This is a genomic window from Limnospira fusiformis SAG 85.79, from assembly GCF_012516315.1.
Taxonomy (GTDB): Bacteria; Cyanobacteriota; Cyanobacteriia; order Cyanobacteriales; family Microcoleaceae; genus Limnospira; species Limnospira fusiformis.
This window is the reverse complement of sequence record NZ_CP051185.1, coordinates 1,497,074-1,521,179: the sequence shown is the minus strand read 5'-3', so window position 1 is coordinate 1,521,179 and position 24,106 is coordinate 1,497,074. Positions and strand designations below refer to the sequence as shown.

The following is a 24,106-nucleotide window of genomic DNA, read 5'->3' as shown; positions in this document are numbered from 1 at the left end:
CATTCTCATCCCCCTGCCTTTCCCGAGGCGCACTCCGTGGCCCGCCGGAAGGCTTCGATCGCCTCATCAATGCGACCCAACTCCTGGAGAGTATCACCCAACTTATGATAAACCTCCCAACTGTTGGGATTCAACTCCAGCACCCGGCGATAAATTTCCGCCGCCTCCGACCAATTTTCTCGTCCCAACTCCAGGTTCCCCAACACCTCCCAAACTGAGACCAAATCGGGAGCCAGAGCCACTGCCTTTTGATAAGCGCCGATCGCCTGCTCCCAAGCCTGCATAACCACATAAACATCCCCCAAATGCACCCACATTTCCCCATGTTCAGGAGCCAAAGCCACCGCTTTTTGGTAGACCCCAGCGGCATCAGACCATTGCTCCAAGGCTTCCAGAGCCTGGGCTAATAGCTGCAACACCTCCAGGCGTTCCGGTTCCCTCTCGAGCAGGTGGCGACAAATATCAACACAGCCCTGCCAATTTTCCCCTGTGGCTGCAGCGATCGCCTCTTCCCAGCCTGGTTGACCCGGTGGTGATGCAGAAGCCACCCCCCCCATAGGGATGTGATTTGGGGGGGTTACAGGTTCTTCTACCCGCCGCTGAGGAGGTTTCTGGGTGTCTGCTGTCGGGGAACTCACAGATTGCACCGGGGGCAAAACCGCCACGGGTGGAGAGGGTAAAATCTGGTGGTGGGAAGTAGGTAACGGAGATTGATAATCTTCCCCTATAGGAAGCCTTCTGCGGTTCCCTCTCAGCCAACCGAAACCGGGAAAACGCTCCCACCAAGGTGGTTGTGGCTGAACTTGTCGGGGGGGTGTAGGCTCCCGACGTTCGGCTAACTCAAATCCGCGACGATAATAGGTCATCGCCTCTCCCTGTCGCCCTAAATGATAGAGGGCTTCGGCTAACTGTTGATGAGCCTTAGCACTGTGGGGGTGGGTAGTAACAGCCACCTGATAACAAGCGATCGCCTGAGTTTTCTGCCCCCTACGCCATAACCCCCTATCCCAACCAAACATTCCCCCAGGGAAGCCAGTTCCGGTTTCGCCTGGATAGCTTCAAACAAACAGTCCTGTAGGGGCGGGTTCCACGGTCAGCCATGCTTCCGACCAGCCAGCCTTGTCAACCCGCCCCTTCTTTACCCAAGGCTCCCCAGGCGCTGGCTAGACTGCGATAAATGCGGGGATGGGGTTTTAATTTGACAGCTTCCTGTAAACTGACGATCGCCTCTGGGTAGCGTCGCACTTGCAGACACAATTCCCCTAACTCCTGATGCCATAGGCCATTTTTCGGTTCCAAAGCGATCGCCTGTCGATAGCAGCGTAGCGCCTTACCATAAGCCTCCAAACCGACCAGAGCCTTCCCCCAGAGACTATATGCTCTGGCTTCCCTCGGTCGCCACTGCACCACCTGCTGACACTGCTGGACGCAAGCCTGATAGCGTTTTTGCTGATATAACTCCGTGGCCCTTTCCAAGGCTACATCTACATCTGGCGGCGCAAAAGCCCCACCCCCTGGCGGTGGCAACTCTTCGGGTATTTGTCGCCCAGCAATCAAACTTAACCAACGCCCCTGACTAGAAGGTAAGGTCTTGTTACTATGGCGTAAAGCCTTAGACAAATTTTCCAAAGCCATCAACAGGCGGGGATTTTGTTCCAGGGCGCGACCATAACAGGCGATCGCATCATCCCACTTTTCTTGAGCCACCAGGGCTTGTCCCAAACTATTGCGAGATTCAAAAGAGTCCGGTTGCAACTCCACCGCGCGCCGATAGGCGGCTTCCGCTTGGGACCACAAACCTTGAGCCGAGAGAACCTCCCCCAAATTGTGATAGGCTTGGGAATCGTGGGGCGATCGCCTGACCACCTGGCGATAACACACCTCAGCCTCCTGGAGTCTGCCACCTTGTAAAAGGCTATTACCCACCGCCAAAAACTCCGAGGCTTCCCCCTGGTCTGGCTGCAAAATCAAAGCCTGATATCGACAACTAAGGGCTTGCTGAGGTTGTCCCAACTTCTGCCATACTTTACCCAAATTCCGATGAGCCGCTACCAAGTTCGGTTGGAGAGCGATCGCCCTTTCATAGCATTTTACCGCCTGTTCCCAGCGTTGCATTTGAGCATAGAGACTTCCCAAATTCGTGTGAATTGTGGCATCTGCGGGGTTCAACTGCACCGCCTTCTCAAAAGCAGCCACCGCCTCCGATAATCGTTTCAACCCCAACAGAGCCTTACCCAACAGGGGGTAAATATTCGCCGCCTCGGGGTCTAATGCCAGAGCCTGCTGACACAGACTCAAAGCCTGCTGAAATTGTTTTTCCTGCAAATTCGCTTCTACCTGTGCCACCATATCCGATGGTGGCTCCTCTGGGGCTTGAGGAATCTCTGGTTTCCCCTGACTTGGGCTTTCCGGTTGGGGGGGGTCTTTCCTCTCAACCACAGATTCCCTATAACCAAGAGCCTGCGCCCTTTGATACCAATATCTTGACCAATATTCATCGCCCCGCTGTTGCCAAACTTTACCCAACAACTGACAGGTGATGGCAGAATTAGGGTCATGGTGAAGCGCCTGTTCACAAGCGGCTATGGCTGCATCAATGTCACCCCCTTGGAGATGAAATTCAGCTTGTTTCTGAAACCCGGCGGCTAGGGCGGTTTCGCTTAAATTGGGAAAATTGATCATAGTAACCTTAGACATTGATGGCTGGGTGAGATCATTTTTCTGGCTAGAAGTCGGGAGGCTGGCTGTATCGGTGGCGAGTATAGAATCTAGCAACTCTAGCAAGGTCTCTGGGTTAATCCAGATATCTTCTGTTAAGGCAGTAGGATACATCAGTTGTCGGAGGGGATAGCAGTCTAAGGCTTCTCCGGTGATGTAGTAGTGATGGAGTCCCACTTGCCTACTTAACCCCCAAAAGTAAGGCCGAATGTAGTGGGGAGACATGAGTTCAATGATGGTGCTTCCAGGCTGACAGAAAATTAAATTGGTTAACCCGCTACCGTGGGATGCGACAATGACTTTCGCCTGGGAAAATACTTGAGCCTGTTGGGCTACAGATAGGGTTTCGGGGTTGATGGTGGTAAATCCCCGCTGCTGCAATAGGGAGGCGATCGCCTCTTCGTTTAACAACCGCCGATATTTGGCGCTATGACGGCTGATATAGATGAGCTTTGGTGGTTTTTCATCACCTAATTTAGATTTCTGTGGGTCAGAGAGTTCCAGAAAGCCCTCTGAGTTAAGGTTAACCCCTGCGGTTTCCTCCTGTAGCCAAGTCCGACGATGCCAAGCTAACACCCACGGTGGTGGATAGCCTACGGGTCCGGCAAAATCAGGAACTAAAAGCTGATCTGCTTGGATATGGGGGTGAATGTCGCTTTCGACTATTTGGGATTCTGGTATACCTAACCGTTGCAGGGTTTCTCGTTGGAAGGGGTGACGGATACTGTTCACTACAATGCGATCGATATCCTGCCAATTGTAGCCAGCCTGTCGCAAAATTTCTAATCGCGGCAGTACGTCAACCATCCAGTGAAAGTAAACACTACCCGATATTCCTGATACTACCGCAACAGTTCCGGCGATCGCCTCTGCTTCTGTGAGTCCATCCTTGGCAAAAATTGGGTGGCGGCGAGGGTCATGGTTACGGCAACCTGGTAAGGGGGTAGGATAAAATCGGGAAAATGGCGGCAGCATCTCCCCTTCCGCGTTAATTATGGCGGTGGCGTTACAGACTTTCCACCAATTGCGACGCGGATCAACAATCGCCCGCCCCTGGGGTAAAATGGTCACGTTTCCGGTGATGTTCCATAAAGGTAAGGGCGCTGGGGGTTTCAATTTGTATTGATGGCTGCCTACCTGTTGGGGGGAAAAGTTTTCTATAATCGGCTTTAGGCAAGGATGGCAGTCTAATCCCTGACAGGCTGGTAGGTCGGGGTCAGCCGGGGGTAACTCTGGTAGGTCGGGAATGGGTTGAGATAGGGGTGGGTTGGTTTCGGGTTCGGCGGTTAATAGTTCTAAACTCTGGTTATAATGTTTTTGGGCTTCTTTGATACGACCCTGTTCCCTCAGAATGTCTCCCCAAGCTAAATGGGCGCCGGTGAAGTCTGGTTGCAGTTTCAGGGTTTTTTGATAGTATTGTTCGGCGGCTCCAAAGTTCTGGTATTCTGCTAAGGCTTGACCTAAGTGAAAGTAGGTTTGGGCTAGTTTGATCACACTCACGGATATATCGTTTTGGTTGAGTGCTTGTAGTAGCTGGGCGCAGGCTTTTTGGGCTTCTCCTAAACTGCCGTCAACGCTTTGGTTTTCACTTTGGGTTATATAGGCGGTTAACAGGAATTCCTGCCCTTTAATGGCTTCTTTTAAATGGGCGATCGCTTCTGGAAAATCTGCTAATTCCATCAGAGACCAGGCTAAATCACTATGGATACCCGGAAATTCTGGCGCTAGGCTTAACACTTTTTGGAAGCACTCTAGGGCGGCTATATGGCTTCCCTGTTGTTGCAGGGCTTTCCCTAGGTTATGTTGAATTATGGCACTGTCCGGTTGCAGTTGTACGGCTTTTAAAAAGGCGGCGATCGCCCTATCCCCATCCTGTTTTCCTAATAGCGATCGACCGAGGTTATTATGGAGGCTGGCTGTCTGCGGCCACTTTTTGAGGGCGGCTCCGAGAATCTCTAAGGCGGTTTGATATTCCCCTCTTCCTACTAAAATACCCCCTAAATTACTATAAGGCATGGGGGTTTCTGGTTCCAGATAAATCGCGCTTTGATAGGCGGCGATCGCTTCGATTTCTCGCCCTGACTGTTGTAGGATTAACCCTAAGTTATAATAGGCGTTGGTGTAGTTCGGCTTGTGGATTATCGCTTGACGGTAACAGGCGATCGCATCCTCTACATCTCCCAATTTTTCTAAGACAAATCCCAGATTATAATGTACCTCCGCCCAAGGAAAATAAACCTCTAACGCCCTTTTATACCAATCTACCGCCTTCCCATAATCTTTCTGCTGCTGACACCATAAACCTCGCTCGGCTAGGGACTGAGCCGCTGGGGATGGTTGGTTTGTTGACTGGTTACTAATCCTCATAATTCATCGTTTTTTGTGTGTATAAATACTTACTTTTTTCACAATTAATAATTAGTTAAATTAACAGCCACGTATGTAGCCTAAACTACCCCCACTATTATCCGGCAAAATTTCATAAATCTTAATACATTACCAAAAATATGGTAATTTCAGTTAAGAAAAATATCTCCACCTAGCACCCAGCCAGCTACTAGATTAAATCGAAGCTGTCGGAGTCGAGGTCATCTAACCCTTCTCCTAAATTCAGAATCGGAATGGCTTGTCCAGTGCCGTCAATGTAGTACAAAACGCCACTGGTGGAATTATAAACTAGGTTAGCCCCTCCGGTATTGGTGGGATTAGTCGGATCAAAGTTGGCAATTGTGGTAAACTCACTATCAGCGAGGTTTTCCGCCCCTCCCAAGGCATCAAAAATATCCGCATCTAATTGGATGCGATCTTCACCCACAGTAAAATCTGTGATGGTGTCGAGTCCAAACAACTCTTGAATGCTGAAGGACTCCTTATCGGGGTCACTAGAAACTAAGCTAAAGGTATCAGATCCTTTACCCCCGGTCAGAAGGCTATTACCTTTCCCGGCAGAAATGCGATCGTTCCCCTGACCACCATAAACGGTGTTATCCCCTTTACCGCTATGGATAACATCATCATTCTTACCACCAAAAATCAGGTTATTTCCAGGTCCACCAAGTATGGTGTTATTACCTTCGACACCGTAAATAGTATCGTTACCAGTGCCACCATAAATTAGGTCATTACCCTTATCTCCCAACAGGGTATTATTGCCTTCCCCGCCGTGGATGATGTCATCTCCCTGACCTCCATAGATGATGTCATTTCCCTGACCACCATACACGAGGTCATCTCCCAGGTTACTAAACAGCAGATTATTGCCTTCTCCAGCATAGACTGTGTCACTGCCCTTACCCCCATAAATGATGTCATCATCCTTACCACCATAAACGAGGTCATCTCCCGCACCTCCCAATAGGGTGTTATTCCCTTCTCCAGCGGAGATTGTATTCTTACCTTCCCCGCCGTAGATGATGTCATTTCCCTGACCACCATAAATTAGGTCATCTCCCTTACCTCCGTAAATGATGTCATCTCCCGCACCTCCAGATAGGGTATTATTGCCCCCGTCCCCCCCATATATCACATCATTCAGGTCCCCACCAGCGATCAAATCACTACCTCCGGTACCTATGAGGCGGTTCTCCTGGTTCATAAACCCTTCGATGATTAAGCCACCATCGATCGCATTCGGGTTGGGCCTGCTACTTTCGGGCTGTGTGGGGTTAGGTATTAATTCGGCGGTCATGGTAATTCATTCCTGGTAGATACACGGTTGTGGTCAAAAAATTAAAAATCAATCACATAAGCAACCACTAGATTGCTCAATCACCCTATTATGTGGCGGTGCAAGTCTCCATAATAGAAACATGAATCAGCCATTTACGCTCATGCAAACTAGAGAGGCAAATCATGCTCTTCGGGTTTTCATATCACAAAACAAATGTAACAGCTACATTAGCTATTGTCAATAATATGGCGATGACATTTGGTTCATGCTCTTTGACCGATAATCCTGACAGTTCGGTTGAATTCTTATGATATATCAATACCAGGTCTATTTTTGACTGTTACACTTGCCGGCAAAATCATAGTTCCCCATCAATAGCCCTTTTCCAGGGGAAGTTGTGGTTTGAGGCTCCCCAAAAATGCTAGATATCATCAAGCTACTGTAAAGGATTTAGCCAGAATGAGAAGTTTTTGTAAAATGGATGAATCACAGATAATTTATCAATGTCTAATATCATCGGGGGAGGCTGTGGTCAAATTAATCATTAAATAGGGCGATTAATTCTCTACAACCCCTCCCCAATAGGTTTTACTCAACTTCTGCCGTGGGTTCTAGGCTGGGTTGAAGTTCGATCGCCTGGCGTTGTCTTTGGCGAAATTCCGCCGCCGCATCTTGGATATTTTGATTTTGTTGATTTTGGATGAATTCCCCATTCATATCAAACCGACCTTGCTGGACACTGTGGAGAATATCAAACAATGTCCGCTGATTAAGGGTATTGGAGGAGTCGGTAGTGCTATTACGACTATCAAAATCTTGCAGGGGATTAATGGTGGCTTGGGCGATTAATTCCGGTGCTGCCTGAACCGCAGACCCGAAGCCGAAAGTAGCGATCGCAGAAATACTCAAACCTAGGGTAAATTTCAAAGGTGTTAATTTCATCATGACTATCAGATTCCAACAACTACTGTAATCATACCTGATACATTTACGCGACATTTATCCGGCTATTGCCTGACAATGCGACGATAGCACTATTACCCGTTAAGGTAACAGAGGCGGTATCCCGCAAAACTTTTAGAAAGATTCCAAAAGCACCGTTCCAGTCCCTGGGTAGAGTGAACCCACACTCAGGACATCGGAACACTTTTGAGCCACCTAGCTGGGAATGCACATGACCACAGTGAGTACAGGTTTTGCTGGTGTATTCTTCCGTCACATCTACAACTGTGGTTCCAGTTATTTCCGCTTGATGTCTCAGGGTTAGTTTGAATCGATAATGCGCCCATGTCAGCATGGCGCGGGCAGTCTTGGATTTGATTTTCCGCTTCGCCTTGGCAACCATATCGGAAGTCTCGAAGGTGGGCAGGAAAATCAGGCTATAGTTACGAGTCAGATAATGGGCAATTTGTTTATGGGCCTCATCAATTAGATTGCGGATTTTGATTCTCATCCGTTGAGCAGCCCGCCTCATGCGCCGTCGCCGTTTTTTGCTAGGACATGAGGCAATCCGACTCATCAAATCATCCAGATGTTGGCACAATCGAGTGATGCGTCCAATATCTCCAGAACCAAATTCCAGAAATTTTGAACCATCAAACCCAGTCATAAAAGTTCGGACGCCCGGATCTAATGCAATCACGCCAGTAGCTTCAGTTGGGGTAACGGCAACAGGTTTAGGGAAAACCGCAAACCATTGTCCTTTAGAAAAGACTAGCTGGGTTCCTTGATCGCAAGTCGATAGAATAGGTTCGGAAACCTTGAAAGTTAATCCTTTCGTCAGTCTTGGATACCAACTTCCTGAAGAGAAATTAGCATCATTAAACTTGATGGCTTGAGAACTATCCCGACAACTTCTAAACCTTGCGCCAGGACTGGCTGAAAAGGCAAGATGGGCATCGAATATTGCATTTTGCCGGATGTGACAAGGCGTTTCTTTGACCCACTCTGGCAAATCGCTCTGCATCACTTCGTTGCGTAACTTCAATTTGCTTAGTCGTTTACCGCTTTTCTGCAAAGCAATTGCTTGGTTGTAGCAATACCGACAAGCCGCCAGCCATTTACGCCAGACTTGATTTAGCTCGGGGCTGGGGTAAATCCGGATCTTCTTTGACCTGAGTTTTGTATTTACCTGCTCCGAAGAGTCGGGAGCTAAAGCCGTAGAGGATGGCGAGGATGTCCTCAACCATTTCTGGTTCTGGACTGAGACTTGTCCGATTGAGAACCACGAGTTCACACCTGTTTTGTTCGCAGAGCCATCGAAACAAGTCAAATCCCCATATTGCCAGTCGGTCTGGGTGGGCAATGACAACCATGCGGACATCTCCTGACAAATGATGTCCCAGTCAGGCCAGCATTTTCTTTCCCTTGAAGTTGAGCCCGCCTCCGTTTTCGGAGACGACTTCTGCTTCGGGGTAGAGGTTGGACAGTGCGGCTACCTGTCGGTTGAGGTCGGACTGCTGGGCGCGGCTACTAACTCTGGCATAGATAACGACTTTGCGTTTGTCACTGCCTGAGAAGGGAGCATAAGACTCAACGTTGTATCGTCGTTGCCCAGCAGGAGTTCTGATGGTCTCGATTGAGCCATTTTTGTCCCATCCTTGGAGTATTCTTTCATGGACTCCAAGGATTTGGGCCGCTTCCTTGGGTTTCACATATCTGGCAATAGGTTTATCCTCAACTATTCTCGCTTATTAGACCCTATTGCCCTAAAATATTAACCTAATTTGAGATGAAATCATACCTCTCCTGTACAGAAGAGGTATGGCAATTTAAGCATTGGTCAGACTATTAAGCAAACCGACGGCGTAACAGGGGTTGAATGATTAATAAGGAGGCGATCGCAAACGCCAACAATACCACCAAAGCCACCCCAAAAGTTATATTACCAAAAGGAGCCGCCATGACCACGCTACCGAAAGACCAACTCTCATGGGTATAAAGATAGCGAATTGGCTCGATCGCATAACTTAATGGATTCAGGGTAGCCACCACCTGTAACCACCGAGGCATAAATGACAGAGGCGCTAAGGCGGTACTAGCAAATAATAGCGGTAAATTAGTCACAAAAATCACCGCAATTAGTTCAATGTGACCAGGGAGGGCAAAAGCCAGACCTAAACTTAAACCCGTTACCCCCAAAACCAACAATAACACCACCAGGGCAATTACTGCTAATCCGGCAATTCCTGGCAATCCCGCCCCGATAAATGCCGCGACAGTGACAATCGCCGCCGTTTGAATAAAGCTGAGGGTGACAATATAAATCGCCGAGGCTAAAACAATGGAAAACCGGGAAGCCAAAGGCGCTACTAGGAGCCGATTAAGGAACCCAAATTCTCGGTCAAACATTACCGGTAATCCGGCATTTAAAGCCCCCGCAAAAGCGGTAAAGACAATCACTCCCGCCCCCAAAAACTGACCATAATTATCAGTTTCTCCAAATAAGCCCTGGGGGGCATTTTGGAATAATGCACCGAACAGAATCAACCACATTAATGGCTGAATTACTCCGGCTATTAGGGTTGATGGTCGTCGCTTTAATTGAATAAATAAACGACGGGTTAAAGCCGCTGTTTCCTGCACAAAATCGGCGATATCATTGGTTTTTTCGGGTCTAATTTCAGCGGTTGATAACTGATTAATGCTGGTACTACTCATGGTTGGCAAGTCTCCATTAACAGGTTATTTTAGACAAGTTAACGCATATTGCGTTTTTTCTCGGCTTTGGGGTCGCGAGTGGCGACGGCGGCTATTTCTGCATCCATTAGGGTTTGACCTGTCGCCGCTAAATAGACATCATCTAAACTAGGGCGAGATTGTGCTATCCCAAAGGTGGGTAAGCCAGCATCTTTAAGGGCTTGTTGAATGGTAAATAGGGCATCATTTTGGGATGCAACTACGAGGTTAAGAGAGTTTCCCTGAGCCTGATTGATGATTACCTCTTGGACACAGGGAAGCGGCTCTAATAGGGCTTTGGCGGCTTGGGCTTCTGATAAGGGGGAAAACTCCCTAATTCTCAGGGTAATGCGATCGCCTCCTACTCTGTCTTTCAATTCGGAGGGGGTTCCGGTGGCAATTACTACCCCTTTATCAATGATGGAGACGCGATCGGCTAAAGCATCTATTTCCTCTAAATAATGGCTGGTAATCAACACTGTGATTCCTTGTTCTCGCAATTGTCGCAGGAAATCCCACACTACCACCCGACTTTCAATATCTAACCCGACAGTCGGTTCATCAAGGACCAAAACATCAGGTTGATGCAGAAGTCCAGAAGCGAGATCTAAACGCTTACGAATACCCCCAGAATAAGTCCCGGTTTTTTGATCAATCCATTCCCCCAAGCCTAGCAAATTGGACACAGTTTCAATGCGATCTTTGATGCGAGGACGGGGGATATGGTACAAGGAGGCTTGTAGTTGCAACAGTTCCCGACCTGTGAGAACTTTATCAATGGCTACTTCCTGGGCTACATAGCCAAGGCGCTGTCTCACTAATTTCGGCTCCTCGAGAACTGAAATTCCCGAAACCGCTAATTTTCCAGCGTCGGGAGTGATTAAGGTACACAGCGATCGCAGGGTGGTGGTCTTACCAGCGCCATTAGGACCAAGCAAGCCAAAAATTTCCCCTGGCTGAATTTCTAAGGAAATGTCTTTCACGGCTTCTACTGAGCCGTAACGTTTTTGGAGATTTTGGATAAGAACGGCAGGAGTCATGTCACAATTAAGCTAGGTGCTGCCCATATTTACATTACTCAACATTTTAACAGTCGCCCGTATTAGTTAGTTAACTAAAGGCCTTGTACCATGAGCCGGATTTTAATTGCTGAAGATGAACCCCGGATAGCTGCTTTTTTGGAAAAGGGACTGCGGGCTAGTGGTTTTACCACTGCGATCGCTAATAGTGGACAAGATGTTTTAGAGCAGGCGTGTAGCCAGAACTTTGATTTGCTGATCCTAGACCTGGGACTTCCTGACCGCGACGGTTTCCAGATTTTAAAAGAATTGCGCGGTCAGGGGGAAACTTTACCCATTATCATCCTCACCGCTAGGGATGACCTCAGCGACAAGGTGGCGGGTCTGGAGGCGGGGGCTGATGATTATGTGACTAAACCCTTTCGCTTCGCTGAATTGCTGGCTAGAGTCCGCGCTAGACTCCGCAACCAACCCTCTAAAAATGCTGATGATGATAAAACTCTCTCCACCGCTAATATCTGCTTGAATTTGTACACTCGTGAGGTACAGGTGGCCGATCGCACTCTCCAACTTTCCGCTAAAGAATTTCTCCTATTGGAGACTTTTCTGCGTCACCCGGAACAGGTACTTAGTCGAGAACAGTTACTTGATCAAGTTTGGGGTTATGATTATGACCCCGGCTCTAATATCGTTGATGTTTATGTGGGGTATCTGCGGAAAAAATTGGGAAGCGATCGCATTGAAACAGTGAGAGGGATGGGTTATCGGTTATCTACTTCCCCCGCTTCCTCCAGTCAAATTTGACAGTGGGTGATATGATCTGCCATTTTTTGGGGAACAATTGATCCGGAGCGATCATCTTGTTTATAATTGTTTGGCTCGATTCAGATTGTTTAGGGGTTAACCTAAAATTCATCCCACTTCCAATTTAGTTTGATAATTAAAGGGTGTGTCCAAGCTCAAATTAGCCCCTAATTGCCTACGCATAAAATCCTTTTTTCGGGTTTTGTGCGAGTTGTGCTATGGTAAAGCGATCGCACTTTTGTAGATTAATAATTTTCTGACCAAGACTTCATGGATATCTTAAACAATACCCTTATAATGAGGGGTACAAACCGGAAACCCTCGGATTGCTGATCAGCCAAGTTCCTTGGCGACCAACCCCAGCTCAAGATCACATAAAACTGATCTAATGGTATATTACACCATGTCAACTTGTCGTTCTGGAACTATCTGTATATTAACAGGAGGCCATCTGTTCCCATTGCTCAGAAGTTGGACTACAACCCATCTGACTGCTTAGTGGTACATTGAGGACGTGATTATCCCCGATTATGCCGTTACAGCATTATAGGCTGTTGTGAGCCTCAGATGATAACTCTAAGTGATTTACCAGATCACAGATGGGTTAAATTTGAACTAAACCATTGATTGTTAATTATTCCAATTGAGGATTTTTCTAGCATGGACGAAGAACTTTTGACAACAGTCTTCCTAGAAGATGAGGAAATAGATGATATTTTCGACGATTTAGAGGCAGAAACTCCGTTTTTATTGCCTACAGAAAGTGTAGATGATCCGGCGGTAGAAGTTACTACCACAGCCACCCCTGTCAATCCGCTGAGTGAAGTAGTAAATCTTCGGGACTTTATTATCGAACAACTGTTTGATGAGGAAGTATATCTAGCTCAAAACCCTGACCTCGCACAGTTTAAATTAGAATTAGAATCAGCGGGTTTTCAGTTTAATGCACGGGAGCATTTTCTCGAATTTGGGAAATTTGAAGGTCGCGAATTTAGTGCTTTCTTCAGTGTGACTCGATACCTAGAGAAAAACACGGACCTTTCCCTAGTCATCAATCGTGAAGAAGCCTTCAGTCACTTCTTGGATTTTGGTCTGAATGAAGCTCGAGAATTTAGCGACTTTTTTAGCGCCAGTTTTTATGCAGAAGCGAATCCAGACTTGGCTGCTATTACCCAGGAAACTTTAGTTAGTAAGTTTGCTCACTTTTTGGGTTTTGGACAATTTGAAAATCGCCGTTTTAGCCGAGTATTTGATGCCAATACCTACCTACAACTTAACCCAGACGTTAGTCAGTTACTGCAAGAATCAGCTAACCTAGGTATACAAATTAGTGCCTTTAGTCATTTTATCACCAGGGGTCGGTCTGAAAATCGGCAGTTTAGCAATATCTTTGATGTGAGCGAATACCTGCAACTCAACCCCGATTTAGTTCCCTTTGTTGAAAGTGGGGAAATTAATGCGATCGACCACTGGGTAAGATTCGGTATTTCTGAACGGCGCGAGTTTAGTCTTTCCTTCTCGGTTTCCCAGGTTTTAAGAACTCTCAGCCTCAGCAGTTTAACTGAAATCAATATCTCGGAACTGTTTGCTCAAATAGAAAGTAATCTCGCTTTAATTCTTGAGAGTGATGATGATGTCGATGATGATGTCGATGATGATGTCGATGATGATGTCGATGATGATGTCGATGATGATGTCGATGATGATATCGATGATGATGTCGATGATGATATCGATGATGATGTCGATGATGATGTCGATGATGATATCGATGCTACAGCACCCGAGATTCCACAGATACCCCCATTACCGGTAATACCTCCTATAGCAGAGCAACCCGAACCCGAACCCGAACCGGAACCCGAACCCGAACCGGAACCCGAACCCGAACCCGAACCCGAACCCGAACCGGAACCCGAACCCGAACCCGAACCCGAACCCGAACCCGAACCCGAACCCGAACCCGAACCGGAAGAACCCGAATTACCATTAGACGTTGTTCTGGATGTAGATTACATTCTGACCACCTATGAAGCTGAGTTACGAATAGCTTTCGGGGTTCAAGATGTTACCACGATTTCCACTCGGGAACTCTTAGATTGGCTAGATGAGAATGCTTTAGAAGCCGGGATTAACCCATCTCCTTTTGTCGATATCCAGTTTTATGTAAGGACTTTTGGTCAGCAATTAACCGAATTTTACAGCGTAAGCTCTGTTGAAGAGCTAAGTTACCTGCAAATTGTCAACTTCATAGAAGGGGAAGGCTTAGAGCGTGGATTTTCCCCCAGTCCGAATATAAACTTTGCTCACTTTCAAGCCACCTACAGCAGCCAAATAGAAGCCTTCTTTAGGACTTCCATTGAGAATATTACTAATGCTCAACTGTTCAGTTACATTGTTGAAGTTGGTCTGGAACAGGGTCAGAGTCCGTCAGTTCTGATTGATTTGAATTTCATACTGTCAAATCAGCAGTCGGTGACAGCTATTGAATCCCACTTTGGGACAGAAATTGCTAACCTGACTAATGCTCAGATTGTGCGGTTTATCAGTTCCGACGAGGGTTTAGAACGAGTCACTCCTTCTACCTTAGTAAGTCTCAACTACTTCCGAGCAGTTCATCGCCAGCGTTTAGAAGCATTTTTTGGTGTTGAAATTGCCGAAATCACCAACTCTCAAGTATTTACCTTTGTAAATACCATTGGTTTGCAAGAAGGGTTAAATACCTCGGCTCAATTAGGTTTTAGCTATCTGCAATCTATCTATGGTGAACGAATCACTGCAGCTCTGGGAGAAGGTGCTACTCAGCAGGAAGTGCTGGCATTTATTCAACGGGAAGGCTTACCAGAAAACGTTAATCCTTCTGTGTTTGTACATCTGGATTTCGTGCAACAAAGCCAATCGCAAGAAGTTCAGGACTTTTTCAATGTTGAGAGCGCTACACAACTGTCTAATCAGCAGGTCATCAACAGCATTCAAGCTAATGTTAAGGTTGATGTTAACTATGTGGTGACTCAATATGCTGAACAACTGGCTGAGTTCTACGAAATTGAGGTAGAACAGGTTAATTCTTTAAGTTCGGAACAGGTGATTTCTTTCACGTTGGGTGCGGGAGCAAATTTGGGTGTTAATCCTACTCCTATTAACTTGGCTGAAATTCGCCGATTATTTGGGACTGAACTGCAAGCATTTTTCGGAGTTTCGGATGTCAGGTTTCTGATCGATACTCAAGTTAACTCGTTCGTCATCAATCAAAGCCGAGTTTCGGGACGGGTTAATGAGCTGGTTAATGTGGTTAATGTCAACTATTACCAGACTATTTTCTCGGAGGCTCTCACGGCTACTTTTGGCGAAGATTTTACGGATGAAAATGTAGTTCAATTTGTGTTTGGGGATGCAGCGCCTGCTATTAACATCCGGTTTGCTAAAATTAAATATCGAGCGGCACTGGAACAACAGGCACAGTCTTTAGGTCGGACGCTGGAAACTCTGACTGATGATGAGGTTCGCCTCTATCTATTTACGGAAGGCTTTGATGTTGAAAATACCCTAACTCCGTTTAATCTTGAGGTTGTCAGGACTGAATATGCGGCCCAACTGACAGCTTTTTATCAAGTGACAAATGTAGCGGTTCTCAGTGAACAGCAAATTTATCGTTTTGTGGTTGGTCAGGCTTTAGAGCAGGGTCTGAGCCTGGCTGAAGTGGTAGATGAGGAAGCACTGGAAATTCTGCGGGAAGAGTACAGCAGCTTGCTAATAGAATTCTACGGTGTGGAAAACGTAGAAACTCTCAGCACTAATGTGGTTCTCGATTTTATTTATGGTGGCTTGTCTCAGATAGTTGATTATGACTACTTCCGGTTTACTTTTACTGGAGATGTCGAAGCGACTTTTGGGGTGGAAAGCATCAGCGAAGTTACTAAACTCCAAATTGTAGAGTATCTCTATGAACAGGAGGTTAGTGTCAGTTCCCTACACTGGTTTAATGTTGAAGCGTACTTGGAAGAACATGGTTCGGCGGCGGAAACTGCGATCGCACAATTTTTCCGGGTAAGTTCCATCAATGAACTTTCGGTAACTCAGATCCGTGATTTTGCGCTGAATATCGGTGTTCAACAATTCAGCATTGAAGGTGCGCTTAATATTGACTATATTCGGGAAACCTTCAACGCGGCTATTGTTTCCAGCGATCTGGCGGTTAACGCATGGTTGGAAAGTTTCTCTTTCCTGAATGTTGATACTGCTTATGTTCAGAATCAATTGGAAGGGTTACTGCTAGATGAAACCCTGACCCTGGAACAGGTAAATGAGATTTTGGGGACGGAAATTGAGGGTTTGGATGAGTTGAGCGATCGCCATCTGATTACCTTGGTGTTTGATGCCGATTTCCAAGAAATTATCGGTGATGTGGAAATTCAACTTTTCCAAGAAACTCTCAATATTGACTATGTGCGGACTGTCTTTGCATCGGCGATCGCTCATACTTTGGAAGTTGATATCGCCGCCGTTACTGGTGAGGAAGTCCTCACGGTTTCTGATGAACAGCTTGATGAGTTTCTACTGGCTCAGTCGGAAGAAATTGCCAGCGAACTGGAAATTGATGCCGATGATGTGACTCTGGAACTGGCTCAAGAGTGGTTTATCACTAACTCGGTGACTACTGTTGAGGGTTTATCTGTTGAGGTTGATATTGCTTACGTTAAATATCAATTGCAACGGTCTCTCGATGATGAACAGTTCTCCCTTGAGGATATTAATTCCATCCTTGATGAACCTGTTGAGGAATTTGATGACCTCACAGATGAACAAATTGTTAGCCTCGGTCTCAATGCTGAGTTTCAAGCTGAATTCTCCCTAGAGATTAGTCTGGTTCAAACAGAACTGAGTATCGGTTTTGTCGTTTCTCGATTCTCTACTGAATTGGCTGAGTTCTTCGATTTGTCTCCTGAAGAATTCGCGGCGAGAGAATTTACTCAAGAAGAAATTATCGAATTCTTTAGCTCTACTCAAGCTGAGGCGATCGCTGAATTTCTTGGGGAAACTGTTGTCGGCGGCGAAGATGATGACGATCTCGACGACGAAGACGACGAGGATGATGATTCCGACGACGACGAAGACGACGAGGATGATGATTCCGACGACGACGACGACGACGACGAAGACGACGACGAAGACGAAGACGACGACGAAGACGAAGACGACGACGAAGACGACGACGAGGATGATGATTCCGACGACGAAGACGAAGACGACGACGACGACGACGACCAGGATGATGATTCCGACGACGGTCCAGTGTTTGCAGCCGAGGACGTTCTGGCTTACATCGAGCAGTTGATGGTCGATGTCGAGACCGTTACCCAAACCGAAGAAATCGATATCGAGTTTGTCACCTATCAGCTTGAGGAACTGTTCCAGGCTTCTGTTTTCAGCCTAGAAGATGTCAATACCATCTTGGAGACTGAATATGAATCTGTGGATGAGTTAACCACTGAAGACATCGTGACTTTGGCGTTTAGCGTTGAATTCCAAGAGGTTCTAGGTGAGGATGTCGAGATTGAACTGGTACAGTCTGAAGTTAACTACAGCTATCTGCGAGCCTCTCAAGCTCAAGCGATCGCTGATTTATTCAGCACAGAAGAAAATCCGATTACCGTTGAGGATGTCCTACGCGGTGAAATCGAACCCTTGACAGATGCTGAGATTTTGGCAGCCTTCGAGGAGAACTTCTTAACTGCTGATGTCGGATTTATTCGCTATCAAGTTGAGCAACTTCTGACCGAGACAACCATTACCATTGAACAGGTTAATGAGAGCCTGTCTCTTGAGGAGTCCATAGAAGCCATTGTAGAGCTTAATGATGCTCAAATCATCAATTTGGTCTACAACCAAGAATTCAAAGCCTTGCTGATGGAAGCAGAGCAGACTATAGAGCTATCTGCTATCAACTACGAGGCATTCATTGAGGCGAATGCAGAAACCTTAATCCAACAGTTTGAGGTGGATGATGTCACAGAGCTGACCTTAGAACAAGTTCATGGGTTCATGTTCAGTGGACAAGTCAGCATTCAGGGATTTGTCAACTTTGACTATCTCCGTGAGACTTTCATGAGTGCGATCGCATCCCAGGAACTGCCAGATAGCACCATTCTTGACTGGTTTAACACCGATTTCTCATCGATTAACGTCAACTTCCTGAATGCTCAATTCAACCAGTTTACAGCAGAAGTACAAACACAGTTGTTGGATTCTCTGGGTATTGAGCTTAACGAAGGCGAATCCCTCAGCCATCAGCAACTCATCGAAATTTTCTACAGCAGTGAGTTCCAAACCATTACCGGAATTGAAACCCTGCAAACACTAGCCTTTGATTGGCAAGGATATGCCGAAGCTAATGCAGAAGCCTTGGCTGATTTCTATCAAGCCTTCCTCGTGCCAGCTATTCCAGAAGGTCAGGCTCCTAATTCCGTAGTCGTTGAATTGTCGAATTTCACCGGAGCAGAAGCACAGGTAACGGTGACATTAGAAGAAGTGGAAGGAGGCATTCAATTCACAGTTGACGGTGTGGAACCCACCGCCGATATTAACGGTGTGTTCTTCAATATCGAAGATAGTAGCCTTCTCGATAGTCTGTCTGTATCTGGGGATGATGTCACCAATTCTAACTTTAGTGGTGATGTGAAACGGGTAAGAAATACCTCGATTTCACCGCTGAAATTTGATGCTGGTGTCCAAATCGGAACTCCTGGTATTGGTCAGGATGATATTCAATCCACAGTGTTTGTGATTACTGCAGATGGTGAAGAATTGAGCCTAGACCAGTTTGTGGGTCAGGAATTTGGAGTTCGTCTAACCAGTGTACAGTCCGGCGGAAGTCGCAGTGCTAGCAGTAAGTTGCGCGGAACAGCAGAAGCTGCTTTTACCGCTGATGGTGATGATGTTGGTGTGATTGATGTTAGTTCCCTTTCTTCTGAACAGGTGTTTAACTTTGCCTTCCGACAAGGATGGCAATTGGGAATTAACCCGGTGGAATTTGTGGAAGTTGATTTTCTGCGACAACAGTTCGCCGTTGACATCGCGCGAGCCTATAACATTGATGTTAGCGCAGTTGCCTCCCTGGAAAGCTCTTTGGTGCTGGATTATGTCTATGGTGGTCTTTCGACCCAAATTGACTTCGAGTTCTACCGCACTAAATATGCTGCTTCCTTGCAGTCTACCTTTGGAATCAGTGCTGAGAGTCTGACTCGCGCACAAATTCTTGAACACGCCTATACGGTAGGTTTGGAACAAGGGTTTAATTTTGTGGCCATTGATTATGATGCGATCGCCACTCAATATCCCCAAGTCTTTGCTGACTTCTTTGGTATCCCGGTTGAGGAAATTTTCAACCTGGATCTGTCAATTTTGCAAAGTTTTGACTTGGGAATTGCCTCGGAACTTGGCATCGATATCAGCCCATTTGTTGATATTGAATTCTTCCGCCAACAAGCGAGCGAACAAATTCTTCAGAACTATCGCATTGAAAATGTCTTCCGCATTAATTCTCAACAACTGTTTGAGTTTAGTTTGCAAGGCAATTTCAGCACGGCACCGACCATCGATCTCAATTGGGCGCTGACTCAATATGCTGATTTCTTGGCTGAAAATCTCGCTGATTTTGATCAAGATGACGATGGTGAGATTGATAATTCGGAACTGTTCGATGCTTTGACCGGTCAACTGCTGGAACAAGGTAACGAAACTTCCGATATCTACAGCTTTGAGCAATATTTCGAGTCGGAAGATGTGCAAGAAGAGGTGGCTGAGTTCTTTGGTGTGGAATCCTTTGAGGACGTTACCTTTACTCAGCGCTTAGAGTATATGTTCGGTGCTGGTCTGCTGGCGGGAATTGACCCCTACAGTGAGGAGTTCCTAGAAGCTAATCCGCAAATGGCAATGGATATTTACCTGGAAGAAAACTCTGCTGCTTTGATTGAGTTTGCTGGAGTTCGGTCTATTAATCAGGTGACCTTCTTGGATGTTTATAACTTCCAAGCCATCAATGAGATTAATGCCTTCTCTGGCATCAGTACCATCGATGACATTGATGATATCGATGACATTATCGATGACATTATCGATGAAGTAGATGCCTTCTCTGTGTAAAATATCAGTTAAGTTTCCCTTGAGATATAGGGAAACTGACTCGGACAATTAACAGCTAAATTAGAGTGAGGTTGATGATTCAATCTCACTCTTTTTTGGAGGGTATATCAGCGGCAACCTAGAAAGTTGATTGTCTCCTAATTAGCCGGAGGTAACGGCGGTTTAACTGACGGGAGAGAGAAAGTAATCATCAATCACTATTCAAGGGGATTTGAGATGACCTCTAAGCATTCATTAAACCATGCTTGCACATTTTCATTAATTTCTGAGGAATTAAAGGAGTGGGAAAAGGTGCTTAAATTTAGGGCTTCATCTGATACATGAGTCTCCCAACCATCATCATGGTTGTTTCCAATGACTGGGTAAGTATAGGTGATATGTTGGATTTGGCTTTGCTGGGAATTAAAAACTCCTTCAAAACATGAACCAATATCGGAGTTTTAAATATAAACTAAACCCCTAACTTGATTATTTGGGTAAGTTTGAAAGACAATATATTCCGCCCCAACTTCTGTGGGGGATGAAACTGTCCCGCGAAACTGTATTTGTGATATCATCGAAACAGTTGCCACCCCAAGGGCGATCGCCATTTTGGGAATAACGGTCAGGACCTCCATAGTTCACTCCTGGCTGACAACACCTGATGACTACAAGAGATAAACCGCCAATTCCCGAAATCTTTATCTGTTAATCTTGAATGACCACCAAACTCCCCGTATAGCAAGCTACCCACACCTGTCGAGTTTTCGGGTCGTAAGTAATTCCTATGGGGTTTAAGCCTACGGTGATGGTATCAATAATTTCCATATCCTCAGCTTGCACTTTACTAACGGTGTGGGAGTAATAGTTCACCACATAGAGGAATTGATCATCATCTGATAATACCATACTACGAGGGGCTGCACCTGTAAAAATTTTCCTGATAATTTCCCCGGTTTCTGTGTCAATTTTGGCTACATGATCATCACCATTCAGGGTAACATATAGATATTTTCCGGTGGAATCTAAAACCAGATGGCGAGGATATAAACCTACGTTATACATCCAATTTACTGAGTAGTCCTGTAGGTCTATTTTGGCAATATCGGAAGTTCCCATCACGGCTATATAAGCAGTTTCAGAATTCGGAGAGATGGCAATTCCCCGGGGAAATCTGCCTACAAATATCCTTTGTATTTCTTGATTGATGTCAGTATCAATAACGCTAACATCCCCTGAACACCAGTTAGTTACTAAGACATATTTACCATTGGGAGAAACGGCGATAAACTTGGGAACTGAACCGACTTTAATGGCGTTGTCAATGGTTAAATTTTCGGTATTAATCCGATAGATAAAACTAGGGTCGAATTGGTCTGATGGTAAACAGGTATCATGACCGGGATTATTAAACTCAGGACCATACATCCGATAATTGGAGATATAGGCAAATTTGCCATCTTGAGAAACTGCTGCTTCTACGGGAGAACCTTTGTATTTTTCGGCGGTAAAATCTCGATGACCAAACTTATACAAATTCACATGATCAGCAATTTTTTTAACCTGCTCAAATTGACGATTATAAACAGCAATTGAATGTTCATACATCATATTTTGTACAAAGAACATTCCGGGGTCTGCATAAACAACAGACTTGGGGGTTAAATCATCACTTTTGATAGTCTTAATAATTTCAAATTGACCAGGTTGTGGGGGTAAAAAAGCGATGGTTTCCTGAGATTCAGAGTTATCTAATGAGTTATGATTGCTTAATTTCTGCTGTAGAAAATCTATGCGATCGCCTAATTTGAAAATATCAGAACCTGAGTCAGCTACCGCCAATCGAATCGCGGTTAAGGTTAACACCACTAGAGAGATGGATGCTATAATTAGGGTTTTGCCGGATTTTTGCATCAACATCAAATGGAATTTATTAAGTTTGTTCATAATCTCCTGACACCACCAAACGACTAATAAAAACTTACCCTGAAAAACTAGACAGCTAGGTGAATCATGGGTAAGTTAACTGAATCCGAATGTTATATTAATCTTGGAATACCATAACACTGCCAGAATAGCAAGCTACCCAAACCTGTCGCTTTTGGGGGTCGTAAGTCACACCAATGGGTCGGTGGTTAGTGCGGACAGTATGAATGACTCTCATATCTTCTGTGCGGACTTTACTCATGGTATTAGAGTGATAATTAACCACATACAAAAATTGACCATCATCAGAAATTGCCATACTACGGGGGGCGCTTCCTGTCCTAATTCGGCGGATGACTTTACCCGTTTCTAGGTTGATTTTTGCCACCGTCCCCTCACCATTAAGGGTGGTATACAGGAATTTCCCTTGAGGATCTATATTCAAATGTCGAGGGGAACGTCCGATATTATTAAGCCAGGTCAGGGAAAAATCATTAAGGTTAATTTTGGCGATTTGGGTGGAACCCATGACGGCTACATAAGCAAATTCGGAATTGGAATCAACAGCAATTCCTCGCGGATAACGACCTATTTTTATCCGTTGAATTTCCTGGTCTATTTGGGTGTCAACAATACTTAAATCCCAACCACACCAATTGCTAACTAATACGAAACGACCATCAGGAGTAACTGTATTAAATTTCGGCACGGGTCCGACTTGGATCACTTGTTCGATGCTCAGGGTTTCGGTATTGATTTTATACATGAAACTATCATCATGTCTCCCGGCTGGAGAACATCTATCATTTCCGGGGCGAGAAAAGCCGGAACCATACATTTTATAATTGGCAACGTAGGCGTATTTTCCATCAGGAGAAAATGAGGCTTCTACGGGTGAACCTCTATGATTTCCGGTGAATTTCGAGAAGCCAAAATCTGAGAATTTGATGCTGTCGGGAATAGTCTTGATTAAATCAAAGTTACGGTCATAGACGGTTATTGTGTGGCGATACATCATATTTTGGGCAAAAAATAAGCCTTTCCCTGAATGCACAATTGATTTGGGTGCAATAGGACCGGTAATAGTTTTAACATGGCTCATTCTTCCCGATGGATCGCGGGGGGGTGCTTCCACAAAACTGGGATTTTTTAAGAGGGCGATCGCTGTCTGAAAGCCTTTTGGTAAATCATAGTTGATGTTGATAGCTGGGGGGGTGGCGGCTGGGGGTTTGGCGGCTGGGGGGGTGGCTGGTGGCGGCGGCTGAGTTGCTGTGGGTTGAGGTGGGGGAGTGGTAGCGACTTCTGGGGTTTTTGGCGAGGGCGGAATTAGGGCTAAAGCCTGGCGAGTTTCTTGTCCGACAATGCCATCTGGCCTTAATCCGCGATCGCTTTGAAATTGTCGAACTGCTTGTTGAGTGATCGGACCAAAATTACCTAAATTAGGGTTATTAAAATATCCCAATTCTCGGAGTCTAATCTGTAATTCGGCTACCTCCTGACCTCGGCTACCGCGCCTTAAAACTGGTGGGGTCTGATTTTGAGTAGGGGTGGCGCGGGCGACTATTTGAGTTTCTCGATTTATGGGACTCTCAGCAGAGGCTACGGTCACTCCTGTTAATAATAATGCGATCGCACAAGGGAGACCCAGCATCGACCGTCGGAGAAGGTTAACAGGTCGATAACCGCTAGAATATGATTTAGACTTGGTGATGCAACCGGGGTTATCCATAATCAATTAAGCATGGTTTTTCCCCGCTATCCTAGCGCATTTTGACCACTCAAAGATATGGTGCTACTGTGCCGATGAGTGGCCCTCTGAGCCACCCGGTTTCTTTCCCCCCCCCCAGGCTGAGAAACCGGGTTTCTGTGAAAATCTCGGCATCCTCACCGACATCACGTTAAGAAACCCGGTTTCTTTCCCCCTCCCGAAAGGTAGCACTTGGCTGACTTTTCCCGGATATACCCGGTCTGTTAACTCCCATTGGCCAGTAGTGGGGGGGAACAATTCCATAAACCTATTCTCAGCCAATCGTCTGAGGCTATAGGGGTCGGGGTCGGGGTGATGAACTGCTGGCGATCGCATTTTTTTGACCGGCGACAGAATAGAAGAAACCGGGTTTCTGAAATACTATCTCGTTTTTCATGAAACAGAGATATAAGACACCCGGTT

The 24,106-nt window shown here is 46.0% G+C and carries 13 protein-coding genes and 1 pseudogene; 2 read left to right on the top strand and 12 right to left on the bottom strand.

The features are described from left to right. Window positions 1–5 precede the first annotated feature (5 nt). The 8 genes and pseudogenes from HFV01_RS30260 to HFV01_RS07190 form a co-directional block, all read right to left on the bottom strand. Window positions 6–1,019, bottom strand: a complete 1,014-nt coding sequence (locus tag HFV01_RS30260; RefSeq protein ID WP_318286204.1) for a tetratricopeptide repeat protein — start codon at window positions 1,017–1,019, stop codon at window positions 6–8. A 103-nt stretch (window positions 1,020–1,122) separates the two neighbouring features. Further along, window positions 1,123–5,085, bottom strand: coding sequence for a tetratricopeptide repeat protein (locus tag HFV01_RS07220; protein ID WP_318286203.1), 3,963 nt, complete (start codon window positions 5,083–5,085; stop codon window positions 1,123–1,125). 190 nt (window positions 5,086–5,275) lie between these two features. Next, entirely contained in the window at window positions 5,276–6,406 is a 1,131-nt protein-coding gene (locus HFV01_RS07215; protein WP_193520951.1) for a calcium-binding protein, read from the bottom strand. Window positions 6,407–6,976: 570 nt separating this feature from the next. Then, window positions 6,977–7,333 carry a hypothetical protein gene (locus HFV01_RS07210; RefSeq protein ID WP_006624446.1) on the bottom strand — a complete coding sequence of 119 codons (357 nt, stop codon included), beginning with the start codon at window positions 7,331–7,333 and terminating at the stop codon, window positions 6,977–6,979. Window positions 7,334–7,376: 43 nt separating this feature from the next. Then, window positions 7,377–8,486, bottom strand: coding sequence for an RNA-guided endonuclease InsQ/TnpB family protein (locus HFV01_RS07205; protein WP_318286277.1), 1,110 nt, complete (start codon window positions 8,484–8,486; stop codon window positions 7,377–7,379). Next, a pseudogene (locus tag HFV01_RS07200) lies at window positions 8,449–9,054 on the bottom strand (IS607 family transposase). Before HFV01_RS07200 ends, HFV01_RS07205 begins: the two are co-directional and overlap by 38 nt. Window positions 9,055–9,178: 124 nt before the next feature. Then, entirely contained in the window at window positions 9,179–10,048 is an 870-nt protein-coding gene (locus tag HFV01_RS07195) for an ABC transporter permease (protein WP_006624444.1), read from the bottom strand. Between the two features lie 38 nt (window positions 10,049–10,086). Further along, complete coding sequence (locus HFV01_RS07190) at window positions 10,087–11,106, bottom strand: ABC transporter ATP-binding protein (RefSeq protein ID WP_006624443.1); 1,020 nt, start codon at window positions 11,104–11,106, stop codon at window positions 10,087–10,089. Between the two features lie 90 nt (window positions 11,107–11,196). On the opposite strand from HFV01_RS07190, the gene HFV01_RS07185 reads away from it, so the two are divergent. Together HFV01_RS07185 and HFV01_RS07180 are read left to right on the top strand one after the other, a co-directional pair. Further along, a complete protein-coding gene (locus HFV01_RS07185) occupies window positions 11,197–11,889 on the top strand; it encodes a response regulator transcription factor (protein ID WP_193520949.1) in 693 nt (230 codons plus the stop codon). Between the two features lie 660 nt (window positions 11,890–12,549). Further along, window positions 12,550–20,031, top strand: a complete 7,482-nt coding sequence (locus tag HFV01_RS07180; RefSeq protein WP_193520948.1) for a procyclic acidic repetitive family protein — start codon at window positions 12,550–12,552, stop codon at window positions 20,029–20,031. A 440-nt stretch (window positions 20,032–20,471) separates the two neighbouring features. Here HFV01_RS07180 and HFV01_RS07175 read toward each other — a convergent pair whose 3' ends face one another. The 4 genes from HFV01_RS07175 to HFV01_RS31975 form a co-directional block, all read right to left on the bottom strand. Next, on the bottom strand, window positions 20,472–20,648 hold the full coding sequence (locus tag HFV01_RS07175; protein ID WP_006624439.1) for a hypothetical protein: 177 nt from the start codon (window positions 20,646–20,648) through the stop codon (window positions 20,472–20,474). A 70-nt stretch (window positions 20,649–20,718) separates the two neighbouring features. Continuing rightward, complete coding sequence (locus HFV01_RS07170) at window positions 20,719–21,957, bottom strand: YncE family protein (protein ID WP_193520947.1); 1,239 nt, start codon at window positions 21,955–21,957, stop codon at window positions 20,719–20,721. A 97-nt stretch (window positions 21,958–22,054) separates the two neighbouring features. Beyond that, window positions 22,055–23,587 carry a peptidoglycan-binding protein gene (locus HFV01_RS07165; protein WP_035759347.1) on the bottom strand — a complete coding sequence of 511 codons (1,533 nt, stop codon included), beginning with the start codon at window positions 23,585–23,587 and terminating at the stop codon, window positions 22,055–22,057. 141 nt (window positions 23,588–23,728) lie between these two features. Continuing rightward, window positions 23,729–24,019 (bottom strand): hypothetical protein, encoded by a 291-nt coding sequence (locus HFV01_RS31975; RefSeq protein ID WP_235720174.1) that lies wholly within the window; start codon window positions 24,017–24,019, stop codon window positions 23,729–23,731. Window positions 24,020–24,106: the final 87 nt, after the last annotated feature.